Source organism: Pseudomonas sp. BNK-30, assembly GCF_047456185.1.
Taxonomy (GTDB): Bacteria; Pseudomonadota; Gammaproteobacteria; order Pseudomonadales; family Pseudomonadaceae; genus Aquipseudomonas; species Aquipseudomonas putida_E.
The window spans coordinates 4,139,416-4,165,512 of sequence record NZ_CP179904.1 but is presented as its reverse complement, the minus strand read 5'-3'; the positions used below and the strand labels follow the sequence as shown (position 1 = coordinate 4,165,512).

Here is a 26,097-nt window from a genome sequence, read left to right as displayed (position 1 = left end):
CGGCTTTTTTGTTTTTGTGCCCAGCGCTGCAAGGAGTTGCGATGAATTGCGCCGAAACGTTTGAACACCGCCTGCCCGCCGCGCTGCCGGACAATGCCTGCTTTGCCATTGTCGCTCCGGCGGGGCCGGCAAGGCTGGATGCGCAAAAGGCTGGCCAGTGGTTTGCCGAGCGCGGTTATCGCTGCCGTATCTACCCTGGAGTGGGGCATGCCGAAGGCTATCTGGCGGGCTCCGATCAGCAACGGTTACAGGATCTGCACGATGCCTTCGCTGACCCGACCATCGACGCAGTCCTGTGCATGCGCGGTGGCTATGGCAGCATGCGCCTGCTCGATCAGCTCGACTTCGACCTGATCCGGCGCAACCCCAAGCCGCTGATCGGCTACAGCGACATCACTGCGCTGCACACGGCTATCTATCGTCATAGCGGCTTGATCAGCTTTCATGGAGCGATGCTCAACGCTGACCTGCTGGGTGCCAAGCTCGCACCGACCGAGTCGTCGCTGATGGCGCAGTTGAGTGGGGCGTTAGGGGAGGGTGATGCCATCGTGCACCCGGCTGAATTCGTCTTGAATTGCGTGGTGCCTGGTGTTGCCAGGGGGCGTTTGCTGGGCGGCAACCTGTCGATTCTGGGGGCGACCCTGGGAACACTGGCGCAGATCGATACGAAGGGCTGCATCCTGTTCATCGAGGACGTCAACGAGCCGCTTTACCGGGTGGACCGGCTGCTGACCCAGTTGCGTCTGGCAGGCAAGTTGGCGGGGGTGAAGGGGGTGCTGGTGGGGGATTTTGCCGGTATCACCGTGGCGGCGTTGACGCCCCTGTTGCTGGACATCTTCGCGCCGTTGGGTGTGCCAGTGCTGTCCGGGTGGCGCAGCGGGCATTGTGACCCGAACGTGTGTTTGCCGCTGGGTGCAGAGGTGGTGCTGGACAGCGAGGCGCGGAGCCTGGTATTGGCGCAGGATTTGTTCAAGGGGTGAGATTGTCGGGGCCGCTTTGCGGCCCTTTCGCGACGCAAGGCCGCTCCTACAGGGGGATGAGCGATTTCTCGTGTCGCGATGGGGCGCAAGGCGCCCCCGGCATTATCACCGTTGACGCAGGCTATCGAGCAACTTGTGCGTCGGGTACCCATCTGCTGGCCACCCAAAACCCTGCTGCGCATTGCGAATGGCCTTACGGGTATTGGCACCGATGATGCCATCGGGGTTGCCCGCATCATGCCCGTTGGCGTTGAGCAGGTTCTGCAGCTCCATGCGCTCGCTGCGGCTCAGCGGCAAGTCTTCTTTGGGCCAGCTGCCTGCGATGAAGCCCCAGCCCGAAAAACGATCGCCCAGCAAGCTCACGGCCAGTGCATAGGACGATGAGTTGTTGTACTTGAGAATGGCGCGGAAGTTGTCCAGCACCAGGAATGCTGGGCCACGGGCGCCGGCCGGCAGCAGCAGGGCTGCGGAAAGTTCGTTGCTGCCCATCGGCAGTTTGGTGCCCGCCGGCAGTTTCACACCCAATTGCAACCACTCACTGACGGGCTTGCGCAGCGCGCCATCGGCCAGCCAGAAGTCGAAGCCTGCAGGTACCTGAACCTCGAAACCCCATGGTTGCCCGCGCTTCCAGCCGGAGCTTTGCAGGTAATGCGCAGTCGATGCCAAGGCATCCGGAGTGCTGTTCCAGATATCGCGGCGGCCGTCACCGTCGAAGTCCACTGCATGGGTGTTGTAGGTGGTGGGAATGAACTGGGTCTGGCCCATGGCGCCGGCCCAGGAACCACGCATGGCCTCTGGCTGGATGTCACCATGCTGGATGATCTGCAGCGCGGCAATCAGCTGATCCTGGGCAAACTGCGGGCGGCGGCCTTCATACGCCAGGGTCGCGAGTGAGCGAATTACCGACTTGCTGCCTTGGAACTGGCCAAAGTTGCTCTCCATGCCCCAGACCGAGACCAGGACCTGACGGTCTACACCATAGCGCTGTTCGAGGCGGGCCAGCAGCTCGGCATTCTGCTCAAGCAGTTTCTTGCCGTTTCGCACTCGCAGCGGCGACAGTGCTCCCTCCAGGTATTCCCACACCGGGCGGGTGAATTCGGGCTGGCTGCGGTCTGCCTTGATCACATCCATGTCCGGCGTCACGCCAATGAACGCGCGGTCGAAAGTGCTTGCCGAGATACCAGCCTGCAGCGCTTGCTGGCGGAAGCCGGCCTGCCATTGGGCAAATGTTTGCAGCGGCTGAATTTCAGTGCTGACGTCGGGCGTGGCGCTGGGCAGAGTCACTATCGGCGCGGGCTGGGCGGGGGCCAGCGGCAGGGCGTCGGCGGCGGTGGGCTTTTCCGCGCAGGCGACGAGCAGGATTAAGCTGGAGGCCGCGAGCAGCTGGCGGGATTTCCAGCGAGGGGTAAGACTGAAGGGCATGCACAGATCCAGAATTTCAGGTCAGGTGCCGACCATATCATGCCTGCGCTTTCGATGCTTTCATGCGGCCAAAAAGTAAGAAGCCTCCCAATCTCTCGATTGGAAGGCTTCGCGGCGGTAGCTGCCTTTGCCCTTGTCCGGTCGCTCCTGGCGGCAGCGGAACAAGGGTTGGGCGACGATGGATTTGGCCTTGTTGGGGCCGTGCTTCTTCGGCTTTTTGCTCATGGCGGGATTCCCGGGTCGGGTGGGTTTCGGGGCGGACTCTAGGCCTGTAGAGAGGCCGGGGCCAATTGATTGTGTCAATGGTTTGAAATACCGGGGCTGCAAACAGGCTCCCAGTATTTGAGTCACTCAGGCGGTAGAGCCAACCGCTGCCCGGCCATGAGCAATGACAAGCGTGACAGCCCGGTCCATGGTGACCCCACGGCTTGCCCCTTGATCTGCGCATCGATGCGCTGGGCATCCTGCAGCAGCTGCGCCCAGCGCTGCGCCGACAGGCGCTGCAGGGCTTTGCTGACCAGCGGCCGGCGCTTGTCCCATACCGGTGGGCGGGCCTGGCTGAAGGCCTTGTCCAAGGGCACACCCTGGCTGAACTGCTGCGAAAGCCCCGCCAGCAGACGCAGTTCGCGCGCCAGGGCCCACAGAATCACAGGTGGCTCCACGCCTTCACCGCGCAGGCCTTCGAGCATGCGCAGGGCATGCGCAGCTTCGCCATTGAGAATGGCATCGACCAGGCCGAAGACATCGAAGCGCGCGCTGTCGGCAACGGCCGCCTGCACCGTGTCTACGGTGATCTGGCTGCCGTCGGCGAGCAGCTTGAGCTTTTCGATTTCCTGGGCAGCAGCCAGCAGGTTGCCTTCGACACGTGCGGCAATGAGGTCGACCGCATCACGCTGGGCCGAAAGGCCGGCCTGTGCCAAACGCTGGTTGATCCATTGCGGCAACTGCTGGGCATCCACCGGCCAGATCTGGATGAACTGGCAGTGGCTGCCCTCGATCAGGGCCTTGCCCCACTTGGTCTTCTGCGCACTGCCATCGAGTTTGGGCAGGCTGACCAGCAGCAGGGTATCCTCGGCAGGGTTGGCGCAGTATTCCATCAGCGCCGCTGCGCCTTTGTCACCAGGCTTGCCCGAGGGCAGGCGCAGTTCCAGCAGCCGGCGTTGGGCGAACAGGGACAGGCTGGCGCCCGCCTGCAGCAGGGTGCCCCAGTCGAAACTGGCGTCGGCGCTGAACACCTGGCGCTCGTCAAAGCCCTGCTGACGCGCAGCATTGCGTATGGCGTCGGCGGCTTCCTGGCACAGCAGCGGATCGTCGCCACTGACCACATAGACCGGGGCCAGAGCGCCTTGCAGGTGCTTGTTGAGTTGGGCGGGGGCGAGCTTCATCGGAAACAGGCGGGGCACCGGAGTGCCCCGCACGGGCTCAATTGCCCGGAATTTCCAGCGGCGATTGCTGCGGCGTTTCCGCCTGCTGGCTGCGCGCGGCCTCCAGTGCGGCGGCTTCGGCCTTGGCGCGTTCGTCAGCTTCGCGCTGCAACTGGTCCAGCTGAGGCGGCGTCAGCATCTGCAGGCGCACGACCATGGCGTTGACCAGGTCGCGGCGCATTTCTTCGCGGGCAACAGTGGCTTCCTGGTCGGAACCGGTGATGTTGCCGCCGTCGCGTACATAGATTTTGCGCACTTCCAGCTTGTCGCTCATCAGCTCCAGGTTGTTCAGGCCAAGGATGCTGTAGCTGAGCACTGTGGTCAGTTCGTACTCGGCAGATTGGTTGCTGCTGGCGTAGGACGCTGCGCGCTGGGTTTGCTGTTCGTTGGTCAGTACCAGGCGATACGGGGCGCCGGTGTGCACATTGACGCCGCTGCGCTCCAGTACTTCGCGCAGTTGAGTCACGGTCGGGCCGTAGGCATCACGTGCACTGACGTCCATTTCCTTGACGCTGAGCTCGGAGGTGCCGGTGCCGCGCAGCTGGAAACCGCAGGCGCTGAGCATGATGGCCAGGCCCAATACCAGCAGATTGCGTTTGATCATGTTGTTGCTCCCTTGTGGGCCGATACCGCCCACCCGCACTGGCTGCAGGTGGGCGTTGCCATCAGTTGGCGACGATGTTGACCAGCTTGCCTGGCACTACGATGACCTTGCGGATGGTCAGGCCATCGATGAAGCGCAGGACATTTTCGTTGTTGCGGGCGGCGGCTTCGATTTCTTCGCGGCTGGCGGCTGCAGGCATTTCTACCTGGCCACGCAGTTTGCCGTTGACCTGGACCACCAGGGTTACGGTGTCCTGCACCAGAGCGCTTTCATCGACAACTGGCCAGCCAGCATCGATAACCGCTTGCTCATGGCCCAGCGCCTTCCACAGTTCGTGGGAAATGTGCGGGGTGATCGGGGCCAGCAACAAGGTGACGGCCTCCAGGCCCTCTTGCAGCAGCGCACGGTCTTGCTCGGTGCCCTGGGGGGCCTTCTCCAGGACGTTCATCACGGTCATCACCTGGGCGATGGCGGTGTTGAACTTGTGGTACTGGCCCACATCGGTGCTGGCCTGCTTGATCGCGGCGTGAATTGCACGGCGGATGACCTTCTGCTCGTCGTTCAGCGTGGCGAGGTCCAGTTTACCCGGCAGGCCCTGGTTGACGTGGCCCTGGGCCAGGCGCCAGACACGACGCAGGAAGCGGCTTGCACCTTCGACGCCAGAGTCCGACCATTCCAGGCTCATGTCGGGCGGCGAGGCGAACATCATGAACAGGCGGCAGGTGTCGGCGCCGTAGGCTTCGATCATCGACTGTGGGTCGACGCCGTTGTTCTTCGACTTCGACATCTTCTCGGTGCCGCCGATTTCCACCGGCAGGCCGTCGGTCTTCAGGCGTGCGCCAATGATCTTGGCCTTGGCATCGCGCTCGATTTCGACGTCGGCCGGGTTGAACCAGTCCTTGCCACCGTTGCTGGCGACGCGGTAGTAGGTATCGGCGACCACCATGCCCTGGGTCAGCAGGTTCTTGAACGGTTCATTGGAGGTGACCAGGCCTTCGTCACGCATCAGCTTGTGGAAGAAACGCGCGTAAAGCAGGTGCAGAATGGCGTGTTCGATGCCGCCGATGTACTGGTCGACCGGCAACCAGTGGTTGGCCGCTTTCGGATCGACCAGGCCCTTGTCGTAGTTCGGCGAGGCGTAGCGGGCGAAGTACCAGGACGACTCGACGAAGGTGTCCATGGTGTCGGTTTCACGCTTTGCCGCGGCGCCGCATTTCGGGCAGCTGCACTCGTAGAACTCGGGCATGCGCGCCAGTGGCGAACCGGCGCCGTCCGGCACCACGTTCTCTGGCAGGGTGACCGGCAGCTGGTCTTCCGGCACCGGCACGTCGCCGCAGGACGGGCAGTGGATGATCGGGATCGGGCAGCCCCAGTAACGCTGGCGGCTGATGCCCCAGTCGCGCAGGCGGAACTGGGTGCGGGATTTGCCCAGCTCCTTGCGGATCAGGGCTGCCTCGATGGCGTCGAAGGCGCCAGCGAAGTCCAGGCCGTCGAACTCGCCGGAGTTGATCAGCTGGCCGTGCTCGCCGTAGGCCGCCTGCCATTCGCTGCCGACTTCGTCGCCGGCGCTGGTGCGCACCACAGCCTTGACCGGCAGGTTGTACTTGTGGGCGAACTCGAAGTCGCGCTCGTCGTGGGCCGGTACGGCCATTACGGCACCGTCGCCGTAGTGCATCAGCACATAGTTGGCGACCCATACCGGCAGCTTTTCACCGCTCAGGGGGTGCTCGACCAGCAGGGAAGTGGGCATGCCCTTCTTCTCCTGGGTGGCCATGTCGGCCTCGGCAACGCTGCCGCTCTTGCACTCGTCGATGAATGCCTGCAGCGCCGGGTTGCCCTGGGCGGCCTGGGTAGCCAATGGGTGCTCGGCGGCAACGGCAACGTAAGTCGCGCCCATCAGGGTGTCCGGACGGGTGGTAAAGACTTTCAGCGTACCTTCGTGGCCGATGCTCGCCTGATCGTACGGGAACTGTACTTCCATGCCGCGCGACTTGCCGATCCAGTTGCGCTGCATGGTCTTGACCTGCTCAGGCCAGCCCGGCAGCTCGTCGAGGCTTTCTAGCAGCTCGTCGGCGTAGTCGGTGATGCGGAAGTAGTACATGGGGATTTCGCGCTTTTCGATCAGCGCGCCCGAACGCCAGCCGCGGCCGTCGATGACCTGCTCGTTGGCGAGCACGGTCTGGTCGGCCGGGTCCCAGTTCACGGTACCGTTCTTGCGGTAGATGATGCCTTTTTCGAACAGGCGGGTGAACAGCCACTGTTCCCAGCGGTAGTAGTCCGGCTTGCAGGTGGTGACTTCACGTGCCCAGTCGATGGCAAGGCCCAGGCTCTTGAGCTGGGTCTTCATGTAGTCGATGTTTTCGTATGTCCACTTGGCCGGGGCGACGTTGTTTTTCATCGCCGCGTTTTCCGCGGGCATGCCGAAAGCGTCCCAGCCCATCGGTTGCAGGACGTTCTTGCCCAGCATGCGCTGGTAGCGGGCAATCACGTCGCCGATGGTGTAGTTGCGCACGTGGCCCATGTGTAGCTTGCCGCTCGGGTACGGGAACATCGATAGGCAATAGTAGGTGTCTTTGCCTGGCTGTTCGGTAACAGCGAACGACTGTTGCTCGTCCCAGAAATGCTGGGCGGCGGCTTCGATATCACGGGGCGTGTATTGTTCGTGCATGGCTACTTTTGGCTGAGAGAGAAGAGACCTTGTTCCAGGCAGCGGAACCTCGCTGCGTCCGGCACTCCGGTGTCGTGAGAGTGAACGCCGTAGCATACAGTAGCGCCGCGCATCGTGGGAAACCCTGATTGCGAATGGCCGCTGGTCGCTGCACCGGGCTGCTTTTCGAAGCGGCGCTAAGCTCAGGTGTGGGGGGAGATATTCTTTATCTTCAATGAGGTGAACGGATGGGAGAGACGCAGCTACCCGCAATCAAACCGGAGCTTTACGAACGCCTGATCGACCGTCTTGGCCTGGCCCTGGAAGTCGCCAGAACGTCGGTACGATTGCGCGACGAGATGCCAGCCGAGCTGGAGTTGCGTGGCCTGAGCCATGCAGAGTTCGAAGTGATCAAGGCTTACCTGGACTCGGTCCCGGAACGCCGTAATGCCTGCGCCGGTAGTTACCCGCATGCGGAACCGACATCGGCGAAGATCATTTGGCTCAAGGACAAGAAACGCCCCGCCACGACGGCGACACCCAGGACGCTGCCACATCGCTAGCCGTTCAGGGCGCCCGGCGCAGGCCATCGCGCCCCGGTAATTCAACAAACACTTCACCCGATCGGCGCCGGCAGCGCACTTGTTGACCGGCGCCGATCCTCATAGGCTGCACGCCTGCCAAGGAGGTGTAGCCGATGCCGATTCGATTTTTTATCAAACAATGGTTGATGCCGCCGGGCATCCTGTTCCTGCTGTTGCTGGCGGCCTGGTGGCTGCGCGCCCGGCGGCCGCGGCTGGCGGCGCTGTGCTTTGTGCTGGGGCTGGGTGGGTTGTGGTTGATGAGCCTGCCGCTGGTGGTGCAGCACGGTGCGCGCCTGCTGGAAACCGAGCCCCCGCTGGCATCCGGCGATTGGGCCAGCCTGGCGCGCAGGGCGGATGCCATCGTCGTGCTCGGCGCAGGGCGTGAGCGCGGTGATCCGGCCTGGGGCGGTGAGGACCAGCCCTCGGCAACGGCGCTTGAGCGTATGCGCTTTGCCGCGCGACTGGCCAAGGCTTCGGGCTTGCCGGTGCTGACCAGTGGCGGTTTGCACTACGGTACCCCGCCGAGCGAGGCGCAGCTGATGGCGGATCGGCTGCGTGAAGATTTCGCTGTCGAGGTCAAATGGAAGGAAGAGGCCAGCCGGACCACCTGGGAAAATGCCCAATTCAGCGCGCAATTACTCAAGCCACTGGGTATTGGGCGTGTGGTGCTGGTGACCCAGGCCTGGCACATGCAACGTTCGCGCTGGAGCTTCGAGCAGGCCGGGTTTGAAGTGATACCGGCGCCGATGGGGTTCCTTGGGCGTGACCATGCGCGGCCGTTTGCCGGGTTGCTGCCGGAAAGCCGGGCGATGTGGCAGAGCGGGCAATTGCTGAATGAAGCGGTAGGGTTGGCGGGGTATCGGTTGTTCTATTGATTCAAGAGAGCACTCGAGCCCGTGTAGGAGCGGCCTTGTGTCGCGAAAGGACTGCGCAGCAGTCCCAGGATATCTGTGGCGCCGCTGATATCCTGGGGCCGCTTCGCAGCCCATCGCGACACAAGGCCGCTCCTACGGCCTGATCAGACGGTTTTGGCTATGCGCCCCGCCAGCAATGCCCAACCCAGCAGCAAGGCACAGACAATCGCCAGCGGCCACGAGCGCCATTGCAGGTACGGCGTCAGTTGCTGCATCGGGACCACTTCGCCATACAGCACGGCCCGCTGGAACTGCGGAACCTGGGCCGTAATCCGGCCAAACGGGTCGATCAAGGCGGTAACGCCGTTGTTGGTGGCGCGGATCATCCAGCGGCCGGCTTCCAGCGCGCGCATCTGCGCCATCTGCAGGTGCTGCAGCGGGCCGATCGAGGTGCCGAACCAGGTGTCGTTGCTGATGGTCAGCAACAGGTCGCTGCGCGCCGCCAAGCCCGCAGCGAACTCGGGGTAGACCACCTCGTAGCAGATGTACGGGGCGATCTGGTAACCCTTGGCCTGGAGCAGTGGCTGGTCCTCAGGGCCGCGGGCGAAGTCCGACATCGGCAGGTTGAAGAACTCGATCAGGCCGCGAAGCATGTCCTGCAGTGGCACGTACTCGCCGAAGGGCACCAGCTTCTGCTTGAGGTAGGTGCCATCGCCTTCGCCTGTCACGGTCACGCCGTTGTAGTAGCGGCGTTGCTGATGCACCACTTCGCGCACCGGCACGCCAGTGATAAGTGCCGAATGCCGGTCGGCGGCAAAACGCCCCATCACGTCGATGTAGCCTTGGGCCTGGTCCTTGAGGATCGGCACGGCTGTCTCTGGCCAAACCAGCAGATCCACCGGTTTTGAGCTGAAGCTCATGTCGCGGTACAGCGCCAGTTGTGCATCGATGTGCGCCGGGTCCCATTTCAGCTCTTGTTCGACGTTGCCCTGCAGGGCCGCGACCGTCAGTGGGTCGCCAGCAGGCTTGGTCCAGGCGTGGTCTTTGAGGGCTATGCCGACAACCCAGGGGGCCAGCAGCAACAAGGCTCCCACGGCAAGGAACGATGGGCGTGCACGCAGGCGGTGCAGGTTGCACAGCAGCGCCGCGCTCAATGCCAGGGCGAAAGAGATCAGCCACACGCCGCCCAGCGGCGCCAGGCCAGCCAAAGGCCCGTCCAGTTGGCTGTAGCCGGCATAAAGCCAGGGGAAGCCGGTCAGGAACCAGCCACGGAAAGCCTCTTGCAGCAGCCACAGGGCGGCAAAGCACAGCGCATCGGCCAAGGGGGCTTCATTGCGGCGCAGCCAGCGCGCCCACAGCCAGGTGGGCAGGGCAAAGAACCAGGCAAGGGCGGCGAAGAACGCCACCAGCAGCACGATCGCCAGCAGCGGCGAGGCGCCGCCGTAGGTGTTCATGCTGACGTAGATCCACCAGGTGCCGGCCCCGTACAGGCCAAACCCGAACCACCAGCCGCGCCACATGGCCTGGCGCGGGGTGAGCTCGCGCAGGCCGAGGTAGAGCACCGCGATGGACAACAGGGCCAGCGGCCAGATGTCGAATGGCGCCAGGGCCAGAAGGGTAGAGGCGCCGGCCGCCAAGGCCAGCAGGTTACCGGGCCAGCCGGGGCGGGTGATCCAACGCATGTTTGTCCTTAGCGGGTGATCGGGGTCAGGCGCAGCAAGTGTATCCGCCGGCTGTCGGCATTGAGAATACGGAACTTGTAGGGCCCGATCTCAGTGGTCTCGTTGCGCTTGGGCAGGTGGCCGAAAGCGCTCATCACCAGGCCGCCAACCGTGTCGAACTCATCATCGGAGAACTCGCTGTCGAAGAACTCGTTGAAGTTCTCGATCGGCGTGAGCGCCTTGACCAGGAAGTCGCCGCTGGGCAGTGGCTTGATATAGCTGTCTTCCTCGACATCATGCTCGTCTTCGATGTCGCCGACGATCTGTTCGAGCACGTCCTCGATGGTGACCAGGCCCGCCACGCCGCCGTACTCGTCGATGACGATGGCCATGTGGTTGTGGTTGGCGCGGAACTCGCGCAGCAGCACGTTCAGGCGCTTGGACTCGGGCACGAACGTGGCCGGGCGCAGCAGGTCCCTGATGTTGAAGCTGTCGCCGTTCTCTTTGAGGATCAGCGGCAGCAGGTCCTTGGCCAGCAGGATCCCGAGCACATCGTCATGGCTTTCGCCGATCACCGGGTAACGCGAGTGCGCGGCGTCGATGACGGCCGGCAGGAATTCGCGAGGCGACTGGGTAGCCTTGATGCTGATCATCTGCGAACGCGGCACCATGATGTCGCGTACCTGCAGGTCGGCGACCTGGATGGCGCCTTCGACGATGGTCAGCGCTTCGCTGTCGAGCAGCTTGTTCTGATGGGCTTCGCGCAGCAGCTCGAGGAGCTCCTGGCGGTTTTTCGGCTCATGGGCAAAAGCCTGGGTCAGTTTACCCAGCCAGGACTTCTGCCCGTTGCTCGATCGATCTTCGCTCATGGCGTTTCTCGTGATCCTTGCAGTATCAGTGTGTGATTGAATCGTTTTCATCATCGGCATACGGGTCGGGGTGACCCAGTTCTGCCAGCAATTCCCGTTCCAGCGCTTCCATTTCCTCGGCCTCATCGTCTTCGATGTGGTCGTAGCCAAGCAGGTGCAGGCAGCCGTGGATGACCAGGTGCGCCCAATGCGCTTGCAGCGATTTGCCCTGTTCGGCAGCCTCGCGCTCGACCACCGGCACGCAGATCACCAGGTCGCCCAGCAGCGGGATATCGAGCAGTTCATCGGGCACATCGGCCGGGAACGACAGCACGTTGGTCGCGTAGTCTTTGTGCCGGTAGGTGTGGTTGAGCTCGCGGCCTTCGGCTTCGTCGACCAGACGGATGGTCATTTCCGAGTCGGCGCTGCGCTGGCGCAAGGCCAGTTCGCACCAGGCGCGCAAAGCGGCATCGTCAGGGGTGGCGGCATCCGTGGCGCGCTGCAGGTCAAGTTCAAGCATCTTTGCCGGGCGCCTCGGGCTTGGCCTGGCGGGCATCGAAGCGGTCATAGGCCTCGACAATGCGCTGCACCAGTGGGTGACGAACCACATCTTTGGGTTGGAAGTGGGTAAAACTGATACCCGGAACGTCCTTGAGCACCTCGATCACATGAGCCAGGCCCGACTTGGTGCCACGTGGCAGGTCGACCTGGGTGATGTCGCCGGTGATCACCGCAGTGGAGCCGAAGCCGATGCGGGTCAGGAACATTTTCATCTGCTCGAGCGTGGTGTTCTGGCTCTCGTCGAGGATGATGAAACTGTTGTTCAAGGTACGGCCGCGCATGTAGGCCAGCGGGGCGATCTCGATCACCTGGCGCTCGATCAGCTTGGCCACGTGCTCGAAGCCGAGCATCTCGTACAGGGCGTCGTACAGCGGGCGCAGGTACGGGTCGATCTTCTGGGCCAGGTCGCCAGGCAGGAAGCCAAGCTTTTCGCCGGCCTCGACCGCCGGGCGCACCAGCAGGATGCGGCGCACCTGCTCGCGCTCCAGGGCATCGACGGCGCAGGCCACGGCCAGGTAAGTCTTGCCGGTACCGGCCGGGCCTACGCCGAAGTTGATGTCGTTGGCCAGGATTTCCTTGACGTAGCGCTGCTGGTTGACGCCGCGTGGGCGAATGTTGCCCTTGCGCGTGCGCAGGGAAACGCTGACCTCGTTGACTGCCGGGTTTTCGATGTTCTCGACGGTCGATTCCTGCAGGTACAGGTGCACGGTTTCCGGCGACAGCTCGGTGGCCTTGGCCTCGCGATAGAGGCGGCGCAGCAGTTGCTCGGCAGCAGAGGTGGTCTTGGGTTCGCCGATCAGCTCGAATTGATTGCCGCGGTTGCGGATTTCGATAGCCAGGCGTTGTTCGATCAGGCGCAAGTGCTCGTCGAACTGGCCGCACAGGTTGGCGAAGCGGTGGGCCTCGAAGGGTTCGAGGATGAAACGATGAGGTTGTATGGGTGCGTTCAAGGTCGTTTTTAGCCGCTCGACGGCAATAATGGTGAACTCAAGAATAACCCTTGAAGGGCAGGGGCGAAAGCACTGAAACGTTCAACGGTATCGGCGGCACAGATCAACGGGCCTGTCTGTTATGATGCGCGCCTTTTCTTACGCATGTGTTATCCCGGCAAACATGAGCAAACGCGAACCCGCCATCTATAAAGTGATCTTCCTCAATCAGGGGCAGGTCTTCGAGATGTATGCCAAACAGATCTATCAGAGCGACCTGTGGGGCTTCCTGGAAATCGAGGAATTCGTTTTTGGGGAGCGCACCCAGATCGTGGTCGACCCGAGCGAAGAGAAGCTCAAGAACCAGTTCGAAGGTGTGATCCGCAGCTTCGTGCCGATGCACTCGATCGTGCGTATCGACGAGGTCGAGCGCCTGGGCACGGCCAAGATCAGCGAAGCCAAGGGAAGTGGCAATGTGATGCCGTTCCCTATGCCGATGCCAGAGAAGTAAAGCGAGTCAGGGGAGCGGCGAGAACGGCGTGCGCCCTTCGGCGCTTTGCAGTTCCAGCAGGTATTTGCGGAAAATCTGGCCGAGCACCTGGGTGGCATGCTCCAGTTCATCGCGGGGCATCTGCTCGGTGACTTCGTCGGCCATGTCCAGCGCATCTTCGGCACCGTTGACCGCCGCCATTTTCAGCAGGATATAGGCCTGTACGTTGTTGGCCTCGACCCCTTCACCATGAAAGAACATGCCGCCAAGGCGATACTGGGCTTGTGCATGGCCCTGCAGCGAGGCTTTTTCGAACCAGTCCAAGGCCATTTTCAGGTCTTTGGGGGTTTGCGCGTAGTAGTACTCACCCAGTTCGTACTGCGCCTGGGCGTCCCCGGTCGCCGCCATCTGCTCGCAAGCCTTGAGGGCGTTTTGCTGGTCCTCTGGCTGGACATTGAGCGTGCAGCGCCCCGTTGCAGGAATCAGCAACGAGTTACCGCCCTCCGCCAGTGCCAGCAGGGGCTGAAGAAGCAACAGGCAGCCCAGGGCAAGGGCGCGGCCGGTGCGGTTCATGGGGATCGACTTACCTCTGCAAAGCTACGGCCAATGTCTCTGGTGGCACATTATGGGATAAGCAGCGCCAACCTTACAAAGTTTTACTCGAATTTATGTACCGGTGGGAAAAGTTACTGGTGATGGACGGGCATTTATCGCCAGAGCTCTTCGCGGGTTTACCCGGCGAAGAGCTCTGACCGCGCTTTACTTCAGTGCGGCAAATGCCCGCTCAGCCGCATCCAGGGTGATCTGCAGCTCCTTGTCACCGTGTGCGATCGAGGTAAAGCCGGCCTCGAACGCGCTAGGTGCCAGGTAGACGCCACCGTCGAGCATCAGGTGGAAGAAGCGCTTGAAGCGCTCGGCATCGCTGGCCATCACGTCATCGAAGGTGACGATATCGTCGGCGCCGCTGAAGTACAGGCCGAACATGGCACCTGCCTGGGTTGTCACGAACGGCACGCCAGCGGCATCTGCGCGCTGCTGCAGGCCGTCGAGCATGCGGCTGGTGAAGCCGCTCAGCTCGTCGTGGAAGCCCGGGCGGCTGATCAGCTTCAGCGTGGTCAGGCCTGCGGCCATGGCCAGCGGGTTACCCGACAGGGTACCGGCCTGATACACAGGGCCCAGCGGGGCGATGCAGCCCATGATCTCGCGCTTGCCGCCGAAACAGCCGACCGGCATGCCGCCGCCGACGATCTTGCCGAAGGTCGACAGGTCCGGCGTGATGCCGTAGTAGCCTTGGGCGCCGCCCAGCGAGACGCGAAAGCCCGTCATCACTTCGTCGAAGATCAACACTACGCCGTGCTTGTCGCACTGCTCGCGCAGGCCTTCGAGGAAACCAGGCGCTGGCGGTACGCAATTCATGTTGCCGGCCACTGGCTCGACGATGATGCAGGCTACGGTCTGGCCGACTTCGGCCAGGGTCTTCTCGACTGCAGCGATGTCGTTGAACGGCAGGGTCAGGGTGTGCTTGGCGAAGTCCGCCGGCACGCCTGCCGAGCTTGGCACGCCCTGGGTCAGCAAACCGGAGCCGGCCTTGACCAGCAAGCTGTCGGAGTGGCCGTGGTAGCAGCCTTCGAACTTGATGATGGCGTCGCGGCCGGTGTAACCCCGGGCCAGGCGGATCGCGCTCATGGTGGCTTCGGTGCCGGAGCTGACCATGCGTACCATTTCCATGGACGGCACCAGCGAGCAGACAAGGTCTGCCATCTCGGTTTCCATGGCGGTCGGCGCGCCGTAGGACAAGCCGTGCTGCAACTGGTTGCGCACCGCGTCGAGCACCTGTGGGTGGCCGTGGCCGAGGATCATCGGGCCCCACGAACCCACATAGTCAACATAGCGCTTGTCGTCTTCGTCGACGACATAGGCGCCTTCGGCATGCTTGAAGAACAGCGGGGTGCCGCCGACGCTCTTGAAGGCGCGGACCGGCGAGTTGACGCCACCTGGGATGTGCTTCTGGGCTTGGGCGAACAGGGATTCGGAACGGGACATGGGATCTTCTCTTGAAATCAGGAAGCGAACAGGGCGTTGAAGGCGCGGGCGCGGCGGGTGACTTCCTGCGCGCTGTCGGCACCGAACAGGCCATGGATCACCGCCAGCAGGTCGGCACCGTGGGCGACCAGCGGAGCGGCGTTGTCGAGGGTGATGCCGCCGATCACGGCGAGCGGCAGTTTGACCTGGGCCCGGGCCTGCGCCAGCAGGCCAACATCGGCAGCGGGTGCACCGGGCTTGGTCACGGAATTGAAGAAACGGCCAAAGGCGACATAACTGGCGCCTTCGCTGGCGGCCTGGGCGGCCAGGTCGAGGCTGGCGTGGCAGGTCGAGCCAATGATGGCCTGGCGGCCCAGCAGCGCACGCGCCGGGGTCAATGGGCCGTCGGTCTGCCCCAGATGCACACCGACGCCCAGGCGCGCAGCCAGTTCGGCGTCGTCGTTGATGACCAGCTCGGTGCCGTAGCGCTCGCAGAGCTTGAGAAGCGCTTGGGCTTCGCGCAGTCGACGGGCGGCATCATCGCTTTTATCGCGGTACTGCAGCAGGCGCACGCCGCCTTCCAGTGCCGCCTCGACATGGGACAGGAAACGGCCGGCGAGCAGCTGGCTGTCGGTGATTGCATACAGACCGCGTAGCTTCATCAGAAAGCCTCGTATCAGGAGCAGAAGTCCAGGGGCAGGCGGCGCGGGACGAACTGGCCCTTGCCCAGCTGCTCGGCGTCACGCAGGGTGCGCCAGGTGTAGTCGAGTGCACTGCGCACGGCGCTTTGCAGGGCTTCGCCCAAGGCCAGGCGGCCGGCCAACGTGCTGGCCAGGGTACAACCCGAGCCGTGGTAGCTGCCAGGCAGGCGCTGGCAGGTCCAGGTATGATGCTGGCCATCGCGGCTGTACAGACGGTTGTGGATTTCGTCTTCGTCGCCGTGGCCACCGGTGATCAGCAGGTGTTTGCAGAACGGCAACAATTTTTCGGCACACTCGTCTGCCGTACCTTCGGGCAGTTCGGCAAGAATGCGGGCCTCGGGCAGGTTAGGGGTGGCGATGGCGGCCAGCGGCAACAGGCGCTCGCGCAGGGCATAGCCGACCTCGTCCTTGCCCAGCCGGCCACCGCCACCGGCGCGCAGCACCGGGTCGCAGACCACCGGCAGGTGCGGGTGGGCACTGAGCAGTTCGGCGACGGTATCGACCATTTCGATCGAGCCGAGCATGCCCAGCTTGACCGCGGCTACCGTGGAGTCGGCCAGTACGGCATTGGCCTGGGCCAGCACCCACTCGCGGTCGAGCACGCGGAAGTCGGAAACATTGACGGTATCCTGCACGGTCAGGGCGGTCACCGCAGGTGCGGCGTGACAGCCTTGGGCGATCAGGGCTTCGATATCTGCCTGCAAGCCGGCACCGCCACTTGGGTCGTGGCCGGATAGACAGAGGACAACGGGGCGGGAGCTGTAGGTATTCATGGTCGGCGAGCTTACCACCAAACCCTTTTGTACGGATCGTCCTACAAACGGGTTTTGTTGATCGATGGGTCAGCTTTATGCTTTTCACTGGCCTGAAAGCACTGATCTAGAGCCTTTTAAGCTTAAATCAAGATGGCCCGTTGCCAGCCTTCAAAGCTATGCTAGAGTGCTCGGATAACTCGATAAACGGGCTTTACCGGAATTCGTCGTCTCATAGGGATAGGGGGCCATTGCGACGTGTCCGGGCACGCCATGCTGGGGCCGTATGCGCTATTTGCTGATTTTGCTTCTGGGCTGCTTGCCCGTGCTGGCCACTGCGGTCGATTTCGACGACACCACCCGGTACCTTTCGCTGGGCAGCACCATGCAGGTCTATGAAGACCGCGAGGGCAGCGCCAGCATCGCCCAGGTTACCGCGCCCACCTTCGCCAAGCGTTTTCGCCTGCACCGTGAACAAGTGCTGAATGCCGGCTATTCGACTTCGGTGTTCTGGCTCAAGGTCGATTTGCGCTACCTGGCCTCGGCCAACCCCGCACCGCGCCAATGGTTGCTGGAGCTGGCGTACCCGCCGCTGGATCACCTCGAGCTCTATCTGCCGGGCGCCGATGGTACCTACCGCCTGGCACAGCGTACCGGCGATGCCTTGCCCTACGACAGCCGGCAGATCCGCCAGAACAACTACCTGTTCGAACTGCCGCTGCAGCCCAATCAGGCGACCACCGTCTACCTGCGCCTGCACAGCCAGGGCTCGGTGCAGGCGCCGTTGGCGCTGTGGTCTGCCGAGGCCTACATGGAAGAGCAGCCCACGCGCCTGTATGTACTGGGGATGATCTACGGGGTGTTGCTGGTGATGCTGGTGTACAACCTGTTCATCTTCCTCAGCGTTCGGGACGTCAGTTACCTCTACTACATCCTCTATATTGCCTCGTTCGGCCTCTACCAGGTGTCGGTCAACGGCGCAGGGGTGGCGTACTTCTGGCCGAACAGCCCCTGGTGGGCGAATGCCGCCACGCCCTTGTTCATCGGTGCGGCCGGCTTGTTCGGCTGCCAGTTCGCCCGCCACTTCCTGCGCCTGGGCACGATCAGCCGAGGGTTCGATCGGCTGCTGCAACTGTTGATGCTCGGGGCAGTGCTGGTGATGCTGCTGGCGGTGAGCATGCCCTATGGCATTGCCTTGCGCATGGCCACTGTGCTGGCCCTGCTGTTCACCGTCAGCATTTTCACTGCGGGGCTATACGCCTGGGTGCGCGGTCTGCGCGTGGCTCGCTGGTTCATCATTGCCTGGACGGCGTTCCTGCTGGGCGGGCTGGTCAATACCCTGATGGTGCTGGGGTACCTGCCCAATGTGTTCCTGACCATGTATGCCAGCCAGCTCGGTGCGGCGCTGGAAGTGGCGTTGTTGTCCCTGGCCCTGGCCGACCGTATCAACAGCATGCGCGAACAGCAGGCGCAGACCCTGCGTGATACCGGGCGGACACTGGAACAACTGAACCAGCAGCTGGCCAGGAGCAACCACCTCAAGGATGAATTCCTCGCCACGATCACCCATGAACTGCGCACCCCGATGAACGGTGTTATCGGCTCGCTGGAGCTGATGCACACGTTGCCGCTGAGCGCCGAGATGGCCCAGTACCACCGCACGGCGGTGGGCTCTGCGCAGAACATGATGGACATGGTCGACGATATTCTTACCCTCACCGAGCTGCAGGCAGGTCGCCTGCGCGCGCAGCCGGTGCCGTTCAGCTTGCGCCGCACGCTTCAGGACCTGCGTGCCGGCTACGCTGGAACGGCCCTTGGCAAAGGGCTTTACCTGAGCCTGGACATTCCCGCAGAGCTGCCGGACGAACTGCTTGGCGATGCGCATAAGTTGACGCGCTGCCTGGGTTGCCTGGTGGACAATGGCCTGAAGTTCACCCACCAGGGCGGCGTGATGGTTCAGGTGCGCGGCCGTCGGCTTGGGCCCGACAGCCTGGCGCTGACCTTCACCGTCAGTGACAGCGGCATCGGCTTCGATGACCTGGACCAGGCGATCCTGTATCAGCGCTTCTTCCAGGTCGATGGCTCGATGACCCGGCGCTACGGTGGCCTGGGCATCGGCCTGTCGATCTGCCGGCAGTTGGGCGAGGTGCTGGGGGGCACGTTGATGCATGAGTCTACGCGGGGGTTGGGCAGCCGTTTCGAGTTGACGCTGAATGTGGCGATAGCGCAGGTGCAGGTAACGGCGGGCAGGGCGGCTTCGGGGGTTACCCGGTTCTGAAGGCTGCCGGGCGCATGCCACGATGGTGTGCGTTGCCACCTGTTTAGTCATTATTGGCACTTTGACTGGCCCACAGGGAGTGCTTCACTGGGACTTTCATGCATACCCGGCCCCAGGAGCTCCCGATGAACCTGCACCAGTACGCTGAAACCCACGAAGTCACCAATCAGCCACCGTCCCTCGACGGCGCCAACCTGTACCGCCTGGACCTGCCACTGCAGGAGTGGTCGCGGCGTTTCGGTGCCGGCTGGGCCGAATCGCGGATCGATGCCTACGGTGCCTTGGCCGGTGGGCCCCTGATGGCCGCAGGCTTTCTGGCCAACGCGCACAAACCAGCGTTCAGCAGCCATGACCGTTACGGGCACCGCATCGACCTGGTGGAGTTCCACCCCGCCTACCACGAGCTGATGCGTACGGCCGTCGAACACGGCCTGCCGTCGTTGCCCTGGGCCGAGCCGCGCCCCGGCGCCCATGTAGCCCGGGCATCGATGACCTACCTGCACAGCCAGGCAGAAGCCGGTACCGGTTGCCCGCTGACCATGACCTTTGCCGCTGTCCCCGCACTCAGGCTGCAGCCTGAGCTGGCCGAGTACTGGTTGCCGAAGATTCTTGCCCGCGAGTACGACCCCCGCAACGTCGGCGATCAGCACAAGGCAGGCGTGACCATCGGCATGGCCATGACAGAAAAGCAGGGCGGTACCGATGTACGCGCCAACACCACCCGCGCCTATCCTGTCGGCAGCCCGGGGCCGGGCCAGGCCTACGAGCTGGTTGGGCATAAATGGTTCTGTTCGGCGCCGATGTGCGACGCCTTCCTGACACTGGCGCAGACCGACAAAGGCTTGAGCTGTTTCCTGTTGCCACGCCATCGCCCGGATGACAGCCGTAACCAGTTCTACATCCAGCGCCTGAAGAACAAGCTCGGCAACAGCTCCAATGCTTCCAGCGAAGTGGAGCTGCGTGGCGCTCTGGCCTGGATGGTCGGCGAGGAGGGGCGGGGAGTGCCAACCATCATCGAGATGGTGGCCATGACCCGCTTCGACTGCATGGTCGGCTCAAGCGCCCTGATGCGCCAGGCCTTGACCCAGGCTACCCACCACTGCGCGCACCGCAAGGTCGGCGGCCGGGTGCTGAGCGAGCAGCCGCTGATGCAGAACGTGCTGGCCGATCTGGCACTGGAAAGCGAAGCGGCCCTGGCCTTGAGCCTGCGCATGGGGCAAGCGCTAGAGCAACTCGATGATCCGCAGCAGGCGCACTTCGCCCGGTTGGTCACGGCGGTGGGCAAGTACTGGATCTGCAAGCGCGCGCCCGCGATGATCAACGAAGCTGCCGAATGCCTGGGCGGCGCCGGTTATGTCGAGGACAGCATCCTGCCGCGCTTGTACCGCGAAGCACCGGTCAATTCCACTTGGGAGGGGTCGGGCAACGTCCAGTGCCTGGACGTACTGCGTGCCTTGTCCAAGGAGCCGGGTGTGCTCGACGCGCTGTTCGCTGAACTGGGCGATGGCCATGGCGATCCACGGCTGGCGGCGCACATCGGCAATCTCAAGGGCGCGTTCGCCGACACGGGCGACATTCAGTATCGTGCCCGGCAGCTGACCGAGGACATCGCCCTGGCCCTGCAGGCCAAGCTGTTGCTGGAAGCGGGCAACACCTCAGTCAGCGATGCCTTCATCGGCAGCCGGCTGGCCGGCGGCGGTCGCGTTTACGGGGCATTGCCGCGCGGCGCCGATGTCCAGGCGCTGGTGGCACGGGCCACGCCGGTCTGGCCCGGCTGACAGGGGGTGTTTTTACCGGCGAAGGCAGGCAAGATGGCTGACATGCATGTCCAGACAGGAAGCACAGTGTGAGCCAAGCCTTTGTAGTCGTTGATACCCCCGAACAGGCCGTCGACCGTCTGGCGGCCTTGCATGAACAGGCCACCGGGGCCCTCAGCCAGGCCCTCAAGCGTTACCTGAAGGACCGCACCGAGCCGGACGCCGACGAGCGCGCCGTTTACCGCTACCCGGCCTTGCGCCTGACCTATTACAGCCACGGCGAAGTCGCCGCCACCACCCGTGCCTATGCCAAGGTACAGGTGGCGGGCACCTACAGCGTCACAGTCACCCAGCCTGCGGCATTTAGGGGTTATCTGCTCGAGCAGTTGCGCCCCTTGATGCACGACTACACCGTGACCGTCGAGGTAGGCGTCAGCGAGCAGAACATCCCGTACCCTTACGTGGTCGACCAGGGCGATGAACTGGCGGGCAGCGGCATCACTGCCGCCGAGCTGGCGCGGGTATTCCCCAGTACCGACCTGTCCGCCGCCACCGACAACATCGCCGACGGGCTGTGTGACTGGGGCAGTGCCGAAACCCTCCCGCTGGCGCTGTTCGACGCCGCCCGCGTGGACTTCTCGCTGCGCCGCCTGGTGCATTACACCGGCAGCGACTGGCGCCATGTGCAGCCTTGGATCCTGCTGACCAACTACCACCGTTATGTCGACCAGTTCATCAGCCATGGCCTTGAACAGCTGCGTGACGACCCGCGTTTCGTGCGCATGGTGCTGCCGGGCAACGTGGCGATCGAAAAAGGCATGGACCATGGTGAGGCCCAGGCCCTGGTGGCCAGCGTGGTCTGGCACCGCTATCAGATGCCGGCGTATCACCTGATCGCCGCCGACGGTGATGGTGTCACCCTGGTCAACATCGGCGTCGGCCCGTCCAACGCCAAGAACATCACCGACCACCTGGCCGTGCTGCGTCCGCATTGCTGGCTGATGATCGGCCACTGCGGGGGCCTGCGTCAGTCGCAGACCATCGGGGACTATGTGCTGGCGCACGCTTACATGCGCCGCGACGGTATCCTTGACCGGGTGGTGCCGCCGAACATCCCGATCCCGGCCCTGGCCGAGGTGCAACTGGCGTTGCAGGAGGCGGCAGCCCAGGTTACCGGCGAACGTGGCGAGGAATTGAAGAAGCGCCTGCGCACCGGCACCGTGCTGACATACGACGACCGTAACTGGGAGCTGCGCTGGGCCCAGGAACGGCCACTGATCAACCTGTCGCGGGCCGTGGCGGTAGACATGGAGAGCGGCACCATCGCCGCCCAGGGTTATCGCCTGCGAGTGCCATATGGCACCTTGCTGTGTGTGTCCGACAAACCGCTGCACAGCGAAATCAAGCTGCCTGGGTCGGCCAACGCCTTCTACAACCGCGCGGTCAGCCAGCACTTGAAGATCGGTATCGCCGCCCTCGACCTGCTGCGCACCGAGCTCAATTCGCTGCACTCGCGTAAACTGCGCAGCTTCGATGAGCCGCCGTTCCGCTGAGGATCCATGCCACTGCCACCCCGTTCCAAGCCGCGCCACCCTAAGGCGCGGCCTGCCGGCCCAAAGCGCCAGCCCAAGGCGCCACCGGCCGAGCCTCGCCTGATCCTGTTCAACAAGCCATTCGATGTGCTTACCCAGTTCAGCGACAGCGATGGCCGTGCCACGCTCAAGGATTACATCGATATTCCTGGCATTTACCCGGCCGGGCGGCTGGACCGTGACAGTGAAGGTTTGCTGCTGCTGACCAACGACGGCGGTTTGCAGGCGCGCATCGCCGACCCCAGGCACAAGCTGGCCAAGACGTACTGGGTACAGGTGGAAGGCGAGCCGAGCGATGAGCAGCTAACGCGTTTGCGCGAGGGCGTGCAGCTCAATGACGGGCCGACCTTGCCTGCCGAAGCACGGCGCCTCGATGAGCCTGAGCTGTGGCCGCGCAACCCGCCGGTACGCTTTCGCAAGAGCGTGCCGACCAGTTGGCTGGAGTTGGTGATTCGCGAGGGGCGTAACCGCCAGGTGCGGCGCATGACAGCGGCGGTGGGCTTGCCGACTTTGCGCCTGGTGCGGGTGCGGATCGGTGATTGGGCGCTGGATGGGCTGGAGCAGGGGTGTTGGCGCGAGGTGCCGGCCAAGCTGTAATGCTCGCTGGCTTCATCGCCGGCAAGCCGGCCCCCACAGAAAATGCGCAGGCCTTGGCATTTGTGGGCGCCGGCTTGCCGGCGATGCGGCTTGAGAGGGCGCTACACCCCTTCCAGAAACCCCACGACCACGGTCTTGATGATAAAGGCCAGCACCCCCAGCCCTAGCACGAAGAACAGGATCATCGTGCCAAAGCGCCCGGCCTTGGATTTCTTTGCCAAGTCCCAGACGATGAAGCCCATGAAACCGATCAGCACGGTGACCAGGATGATCATCATCCATTCTTCAAATACAGCCGGATCCATCTGTGTGTTCTCCAGGCAAGCTCAGCAGCCAATCAACGAAGGTGGGTCAGGGGCAGTTCGGTACTCGCCAGCACCTGATTGAGCACGAAGCTCGAGCGCACGCTGGTGACGCCTTCGATGCGGGTCAGGCTGCCCAATAGCAGTTTCTGGTAGTGATCCATGTCCGGTACCACCACCTTGAGCTGATAGTCGGCATCCATGCCGGTTACAAGGCTGCATTCGAGCACCTGTGGCAAGTTGCGGATGGCTGCCTCGAAGGTCTCGAAGCGCTCCGGGGTGTGCCGGTCCATGCCGATCAGCACGTAAGCCGTCAGGCTCAGGCCAAGCTTTTTGCGGTCGAGCAGGGCGACTTGCCGTGAGATATAGCCGTCGTCTTCCAGTTGCTTGACCCGACGAGAGCAGGGTGAGGGCGACAGGCCAATGCGTTCGGCCAGCTCCTGGTTGGAAATGCGCGCATCGCGCTGCAATTCGGCGAGGATGCTCAGGTCGTAGCGGTCAAGCTTGCTCATGGAAAAGGCCTTTTCTGATCAGATTGCGGTGAATTATCGATCCAGGGTTAAAAATTGCGCAAGTGCTATTTATCTGAGCAATATTCGCAATCCGCTGCCGCCCCCTGTCCCGTATCTTTATCAACAGAATCACTGCCCGGACATCAGTCCACGGCGACGCGCCCTAGGCGGGCGGTCGCGGCCAGCCATCCAACAGGATCCGCCAGGCCCCCGGGCTACGTACCTCCACAAGAGCGTATGAGGTGAGCCGGCGCCACAAGTGCCGAGCACGGACGACAATTCTCAAAGGGAGGCCTCAAGGCCTCCCTTTTTTCATGGCCGCGATTTCATCTGTTTGTCCGTTACGGGCACGGTAGACTGGCAGCGTGCCGTTATCTTGACCGTGAGGAACAACATGAAGTCGCGCATCTGGCAGTTGGCAGGTGTTGGTTTGCTTGGCGTGAGCATCTGCCTGGGGGCGATGGCCCAGGGCCCTGAAGACGGGCATGGTGGCAATGGCCGGCAGGATCCCAACGGTAGTTACGAAGGCCGTTCGCCGCTCAACTCGCGCGATGAAGTGCACCAGACCCAGCCCGCCCGCCAGGGCTACTACCAGGATATTCCCCGGCGCAATGCCGATTACCGGCACTGGGAGGCTGGCGGCCCTGGTCAACGGCCTGGTGGCGACTGGCAGGGGCGACCGGATGGCCATGGCAATGGTTGGGGGCCGGGGCCGCAGTATCGCCCCGGGCACAGCATCGACCGTTTCCCGGACCGCTACTGGAAAGTGCCCTACCGTGGGCAGGACTATTTCTACTCAGGTGGTTACTGGTACCAGCCGCATGGCGGCAGCTACATCGTGGTAGCCCCGCCGTACGGGGTGCGGGTCGGCTACCTGCCATCCTATGCACGTGAAGTGTGGGTGGGGGGTGCCTTGCTCTTCCTGGTGGCCGATACGTATTACCAGTACCTGGCAGACAGCCAGGAGTACGTGGTGGTCAGCCCGCCTGCGGTTGCACCGGCACCGGTGCCCGTGGCGCAAGCCCCTTCAGGCAACGCATACGATGTGGTGGCCTACCCGATGCATGGGCAAGGCCAGGAGCAGCAGGACCAGGACCGCTACCAGTGCCACCGTTGGGCGGTGAGCCAGTCCAACTTCGACCCTGCAACCGCCCCCAGCGCACCGCCGGCCAATGTTGCAGACAACTACCGGCGGGCGCTGGGGGCGTGTTTCAGTGGCCGGGGCTACAGTATCAATTGAGCCTCAGACGGGGTCGGCATGCACCATCACATCCGCCTGTGGATAACGCTGGCGGATGACTTCAGAGGCCTGGACGCACAGGGCATGTGCTTCGTGCAACGGCAACTGCCCCGGCAGCTCCAGATGCAGTTGCACGAACCACTGATTGCCCGACACCCTGGTGCGCAGGTCATGCACACCTTTGACCCCGGCAATGCCCAGCACCAGTTCGACCATGCCCTCGCCGATGTCGCCGGGCAGTTCCTTGTCCATCAGGATTGCCGTGCTTTCCCGGGCGATCTGCAGTGCACTCCACAGGATGTACAGCGCGATACCCAGGCCAAACAGCGCATCCAGCTGCGGCCAGCCGTAGCGCGCCAGCAGCAAGGCCAGCAGGATGCTGCCATTTAGCAGCAGGTCAGAGCGATAATGCAGCGAGTCGGCACGCACCGCCGTTGAGCCTGTCACACGTACCACCTTGCGTTGCAGCGCCAGCAAGGCCAGCGTCAGCACCAGCGACAGCAGCATCACGCCGATACCGATTGCAGTATCACCCAAGGGCTGTGGCGATTGCAGGCGCTCGGCGGCCTGAACCCCGATCAGTACCGCACTCACGCCGATGAACACTGCCTGGGCCATGCCTGCCAAGGCTTCTGCCTTGCCGTGGCCGAAGCGATGGTCATCATCAGCCGGGCGTAGCGCATAGTGCACTGCGAGCAGGTTGAGGAACGAGGCGACCGCGTCCAGCGCCGAATCGGTCAGCCCGGCCAGCAGGCTGACCGAGCCACTCAGCCACCAGGCCACGGCCTTGCTCAGCACGAGGATGCTGGCCACCGCGAGCGAGGCGCGGGTGGCCAGGCGTAGCAGGCGCTGGTGTTCAGCCGAGGTGATCATGCCGAGGGTGGTTTCCTTGCAGGTTTCAGGCTGCCGGCACCAGGCCGAACGCTGCCAGTTGCTCGACGCTGCCGCGATGCTGGATCAACCGCGGGTCGTCCAGCGGCAGGCGCTGGCCCAGTTCGCTTTCGAGAATGGCCTGCAGCTTGAGGTTGTCGACCTTGCCATCGGGCTTGATGGCTTCGCGCAGTTTCTCTGGCGCTACTTGTGCCGTGGTGCCCCCAGGGTAGTAGATGGCACCTGTGGCGAAGTCGACGCCAAAGGCAATCAGGCCAGGGATCACGTAGAACAGAATACCGATGGCATCGAGGGCGACGATTACCGGGTCGACCTTGCCCTCGATCTGCCCGCGGCGTTCGGGGTAGAACAGCGTGCCGCAGGCCGTCAGCTGGGTCAGCAAGGTGGCGATGAGGGCGCCACCGATGACGCGGGATGGGATGCGCATTTGAATCTCCGAAGAAAGTTGC

General features: G+C 63.3%; 26 protein-coding genes. 9 read left to right on the top strand and 17 right to left on the bottom strand.

Annotation, left to right across the window (positions count from 1 at the left end):
- Positions 1–41 precede the first annotated feature (41 nt).
- Positions 42–980 carry a S66 peptidase family protein gene (locus ACMGGN_RS19300; protein ID WP_414156221.1) on the top strand — a complete coding sequence of 313 codons (939 nt, stop codon included), beginning with the start codon at positions 42–44 and terminating at the stop codon, positions 978–980.
- Between the two features lie 105 nt (positions 981–1,085).
- Here ACMGGN_RS19300 and ACMGGN_RS19295 read toward each other — a convergent pair whose 3' ends face one another.
- From ACMGGN_RS19295 to leuS, 5 genes are all read right to left on the bottom strand, one after another.
- On the bottom strand, positions 1,086–2,402 hold the full coding sequence (locus ACMGGN_RS19295) for a lytic murein transglycosylase (protein WP_414156220.1): 1,317 nt from the start codon (positions 2,400–2,402) through the stop codon (positions 1,086–1,088).
- Positions 2,403–2,462: 60 nt separating this feature from the next.
- Positions 2,463–2,627 carry an alternative ribosome rescue factor ArfA gene (arfA, locus tag ACMGGN_RS19290; protein WP_016489355.1) on the bottom strand — a complete coding sequence of 55 codons (165 nt, stop codon included), beginning with the start codon at positions 2,625–2,627 and terminating at the stop codon, positions 2,463–2,465.
- A 122-nt stretch (positions 2,628–2,749) separates the two neighbouring features.
- Entirely contained in the window at positions 2,750–3,787 is a 1,038-nt protein-coding gene (gene holA / locus ACMGGN_RS19285; protein WP_115275467.1) for a DNA polymerase III subunit delta, read from the bottom strand.
- 37 nt (positions 3,788–3,824) lie between these two features.
- The gene (gene lptE / locus ACMGGN_RS19280) at positions 3,825–4,430 is read right to left on the bottom strand and encodes an LPS assembly lipoprotein LptE (protein ID WP_012312563.1); all 606 of its coding nucleotides are present in this window, start codon (positions 4,428–4,430) and stop codon (positions 3,825–3,827) included.
- Between the two features lie 61 nt (positions 4,431–4,491).
- A complete protein-coding gene (gene leuS, locus ACMGGN_RS19275; RefSeq protein WP_046785135.1) occupies positions 4,492–7,098 on the bottom strand; it encodes a leucine--tRNA ligase in 2,607 nt (868 codons plus the stop codon).
- Positions 7,099–7,325: 227 nt separating this feature from the next.
- Here leuS and ACMGGN_RS19270 point away from each other — a divergent pair, with 227 nt between their 5' ends.
- Together ACMGGN_RS19270 and ACMGGN_RS19265 are read left to right on the top strand one after the other, a co-directional pair.
- On the top strand, positions 7,326–7,640 hold the full coding sequence (locus ACMGGN_RS19270; RefSeq protein ID WP_012312565.1) for a hypothetical protein: 315 nt from the start codon (positions 7,326–7,328) through the stop codon (positions 7,638–7,640).
- Between the two features lie 134 nt (positions 7,641–7,774).
- On the top strand, positions 7,775–8,536 hold the full coding sequence (locus tag ACMGGN_RS19265; protein ID WP_414156219.1) for a YdcF family protein: 762 nt from the start codon (positions 7,775–7,777) through the stop codon (positions 8,534–8,536).
- Between the two features lie 143 nt (positions 8,537–8,679).
- Here the strand turns inward: ACMGGN_RS19265 and lnt are convergent, their stop codons facing one another.
- Genes lnt through ACMGGN_RS19245 form a run of 4 tightly spaced genes read right to left on the bottom strand, consistent with a single transcriptional unit; the run spans position 8,680 to position 12,535 of the window.
- Positions 8,680–10,197, bottom strand: coding sequence for an apolipoprotein N-acyltransferase (lnt, locus tag ACMGGN_RS19260; RefSeq protein WP_204919515.1), 1,518 nt, complete (start codon positions 10,195–10,197; stop codon positions 8,680–8,682).
- A gap of 8 nt (positions 10,198–10,205) precedes the next feature.
- Positions 10,206–11,045 carry an HlyC/CorC family transporter gene (locus tag ACMGGN_RS19255; RefSeq protein WP_046785138.1) on the bottom strand — a complete coding sequence of 280 codons (840 nt, stop codon included), beginning with the start codon at positions 11,043–11,045 and terminating at the stop codon, positions 10,206–10,208.
- Between the two features lie 25 nt (positions 11,046–11,070).
- Positions 11,071–11,544, bottom strand: a complete 474-nt coding sequence (gene ybeY / locus ACMGGN_RS19250; RefSeq protein WP_012312569.1) for an rRNA maturation RNase YbeY — start codon at positions 11,542–11,544, stop codon at positions 11,071–11,073.
- A complete protein-coding gene (locus ACMGGN_RS19245) occupies positions 11,537–12,535 on the bottom strand; it encodes a PhoH family protein (protein WP_039601873.1) in 999 nt (332 codons plus the stop codon). The genes ybeY and ACMGGN_RS19245 overlap by 8 nt, the downstream gene beginning before the upstream one ends.
- 163 nt (positions 12,536–12,698) lie before the next feature.
- Between ACMGGN_RS19245 and ACMGGN_RS19240 the strand changes: the two genes are divergently transcribed.
- Positions 12,699–13,025 carry a DUF1820 family protein gene (locus tag ACMGGN_RS19240; RefSeq protein WP_039601874.1) on the top strand — a complete coding sequence of 109 codons (327 nt, stop codon included), beginning with the start codon at positions 12,699–12,701 and terminating at the stop codon, positions 13,023–13,025.
- Between the two features lie 6 nt (positions 13,026–13,031).
- On the opposite strand, the gene ACMGGN_RS19235 is transcribed toward ACMGGN_RS19240, so the two are convergent.
- The 4 genes from ACMGGN_RS19235 to ACMGGN_RS19220 all read right to left on the bottom strand — a co-directional run bounded on the left by ACMGGN_RS19235 (position 13,032) and on the right by ACMGGN_RS19220 (position 16,500).
- Positions 13,032–13,577 (bottom strand): tetratricopeptide repeat protein, encoded by a 546-nt coding sequence (locus ACMGGN_RS19235; protein ID WP_119688210.1) that lies wholly within the window; start codon positions 13,575–13,577, stop codon positions 13,032–13,034.
- 186 nt (positions 13,578–13,763) lie between these two features.
- On the bottom strand, positions 13,764–15,047 hold the full coding sequence (gene hemL / locus ACMGGN_RS19230) for a glutamate-1-semialdehyde 2,1-aminomutase (protein ID WP_115273497.1): 1,284 nt from the start codon (positions 15,045–15,047) through the stop codon (positions 13,764–13,766).
- A 17-nt stretch (positions 15,048–15,064) separates the two neighbouring features.
- The gene (gene thiE, locus ACMGGN_RS19225) at positions 15,065–15,688 is read right to left on the bottom strand and encodes a thiamine phosphate synthase (protein WP_115273498.1); all 624 of its coding nucleotides are present in this window, start codon (positions 15,686–15,688) and stop codon (positions 15,065–15,067) included.
- Between the two features lie 14 nt (positions 15,689–15,702).
- Entirely contained in the window at positions 15,703–16,500 is a 798-nt protein-coding gene (locus ACMGGN_RS19220) for a hydroxymethylpyrimidine/phosphomethylpyrimidine kinase (RefSeq protein ID WP_115273499.1), read from the bottom strand.
- Positions 16,501–16,765: 265 nt separating this feature from the next.
- On the opposite strand from ACMGGN_RS19220, the gene ACMGGN_RS19215 reads away from it, so the two are divergent.
- The 4 genes from ACMGGN_RS19215 to ACMGGN_RS19200 all read left to right on the top strand — a co-directional run bounded on the left by ACMGGN_RS19215 (position 16,766) and on the right by ACMGGN_RS19200 (position 22,703).
- Entirely contained in the window at positions 16,766–18,757 is a 1,992-nt protein-coding gene (locus ACMGGN_RS19215; protein WP_119688211.1) for a hybrid sensor histidine kinase/response regulator, read from the top strand.
- 125 nt (positions 18,758–18,882) lie between these two features.
- Positions 18,883–20,535 (top strand): acyl-CoA dehydrogenase family protein, encoded by a 1,653-nt coding sequence (locus ACMGGN_RS19210; RefSeq protein WP_115273501.1) that lies wholly within the window; start codon positions 18,883–18,885, stop codon positions 20,533–20,535.
- Between the two features lie 68 nt (positions 20,536–20,603).
- Positions 20,604–22,067, top strand: a complete 1,464-nt coding sequence (amn, locus tag ACMGGN_RS19205; protein WP_046785144.1) for an AMP nucleosidase — start codon at positions 20,604–20,606, stop codon at positions 22,065–22,067.
- Between the two features lie 6 nt (positions 22,068–22,073).
- Positions 22,074–22,703 carry a pseudouridine synthase gene (locus ACMGGN_RS19200; RefSeq protein ID WP_046785145.1) on the top strand — a complete coding sequence of 210 codons (630 nt, stop codon included), beginning with the start codon at positions 22,074–22,076 and terminating at the stop codon, positions 22,701–22,703.
- A gap of 101 nt (positions 22,704–22,804) precedes the next feature.
- Here the strand turns inward: ACMGGN_RS19200 and ACMGGN_RS19195 are convergent, their stop codons facing one another.
- Together ACMGGN_RS19195 and ACMGGN_RS19190 are read right to left on the bottom strand one after the other, a co-directional pair.
- Entirely contained in the window at positions 22,805–23,008 is a 204-nt protein-coding gene (locus ACMGGN_RS19195; RefSeq protein ID WP_012312580.1) for a DUF2788 domain-containing protein, read from the bottom strand.
- A gap of 32 nt (positions 23,009–23,040) precedes the next feature.
- Positions 23,041–23,517, bottom strand: coding sequence for an Lrp/AsnC family transcriptional regulator (locus ACMGGN_RS19190; RefSeq protein WP_003249795.1), 477 nt, complete (start codon positions 23,515–23,517; stop codon positions 23,041–23,043).
- Positions 23,518–23,911: 394 nt separating this feature from the next.
- On the opposite strand from ACMGGN_RS19190, the gene ACMGGN_RS19185 reads away from it, so the two are divergent.
- On the top strand, positions 23,912–24,757 hold the full coding sequence (locus ACMGGN_RS19185) for a DUF6515 family protein (RefSeq protein ID WP_174140978.1): 846 nt from the start codon (positions 23,912–23,914) through the stop codon (positions 24,755–24,757).
- A gap of 3 nt (positions 24,758–24,760) precedes the next feature.
- On the opposite strand, the gene ACMGGN_RS19180 is transcribed toward ACMGGN_RS19185, so the two are convergent.
- Both ACMGGN_RS19180 and ACMGGN_RS19175 read right to left on the bottom strand, forming a co-directional pair.
- The gene (locus tag ACMGGN_RS19180) at positions 24,761–25,630 is read right to left on the bottom strand and encodes a cation diffusion facilitator family transporter (protein WP_012312582.1); all 870 of its coding nucleotides are present in this window, start codon (positions 25,628–25,630) and stop codon (positions 24,761–24,763) included.
- 25 nt (positions 25,631–25,655) lie between these two features.
- Positions 25,656–26,075: a polyribonucleotide nucleotidyltransferase gene (locus tag ACMGGN_RS19175; protein ID WP_204919525.1), complete on the bottom strand. Its 420-nt coding sequence runs from the start codon at positions 26,073–26,075 to the stop codon at positions 25,656–25,658.
- Positions 26,076–26,097 lie beyond the last annotated feature (22 nt).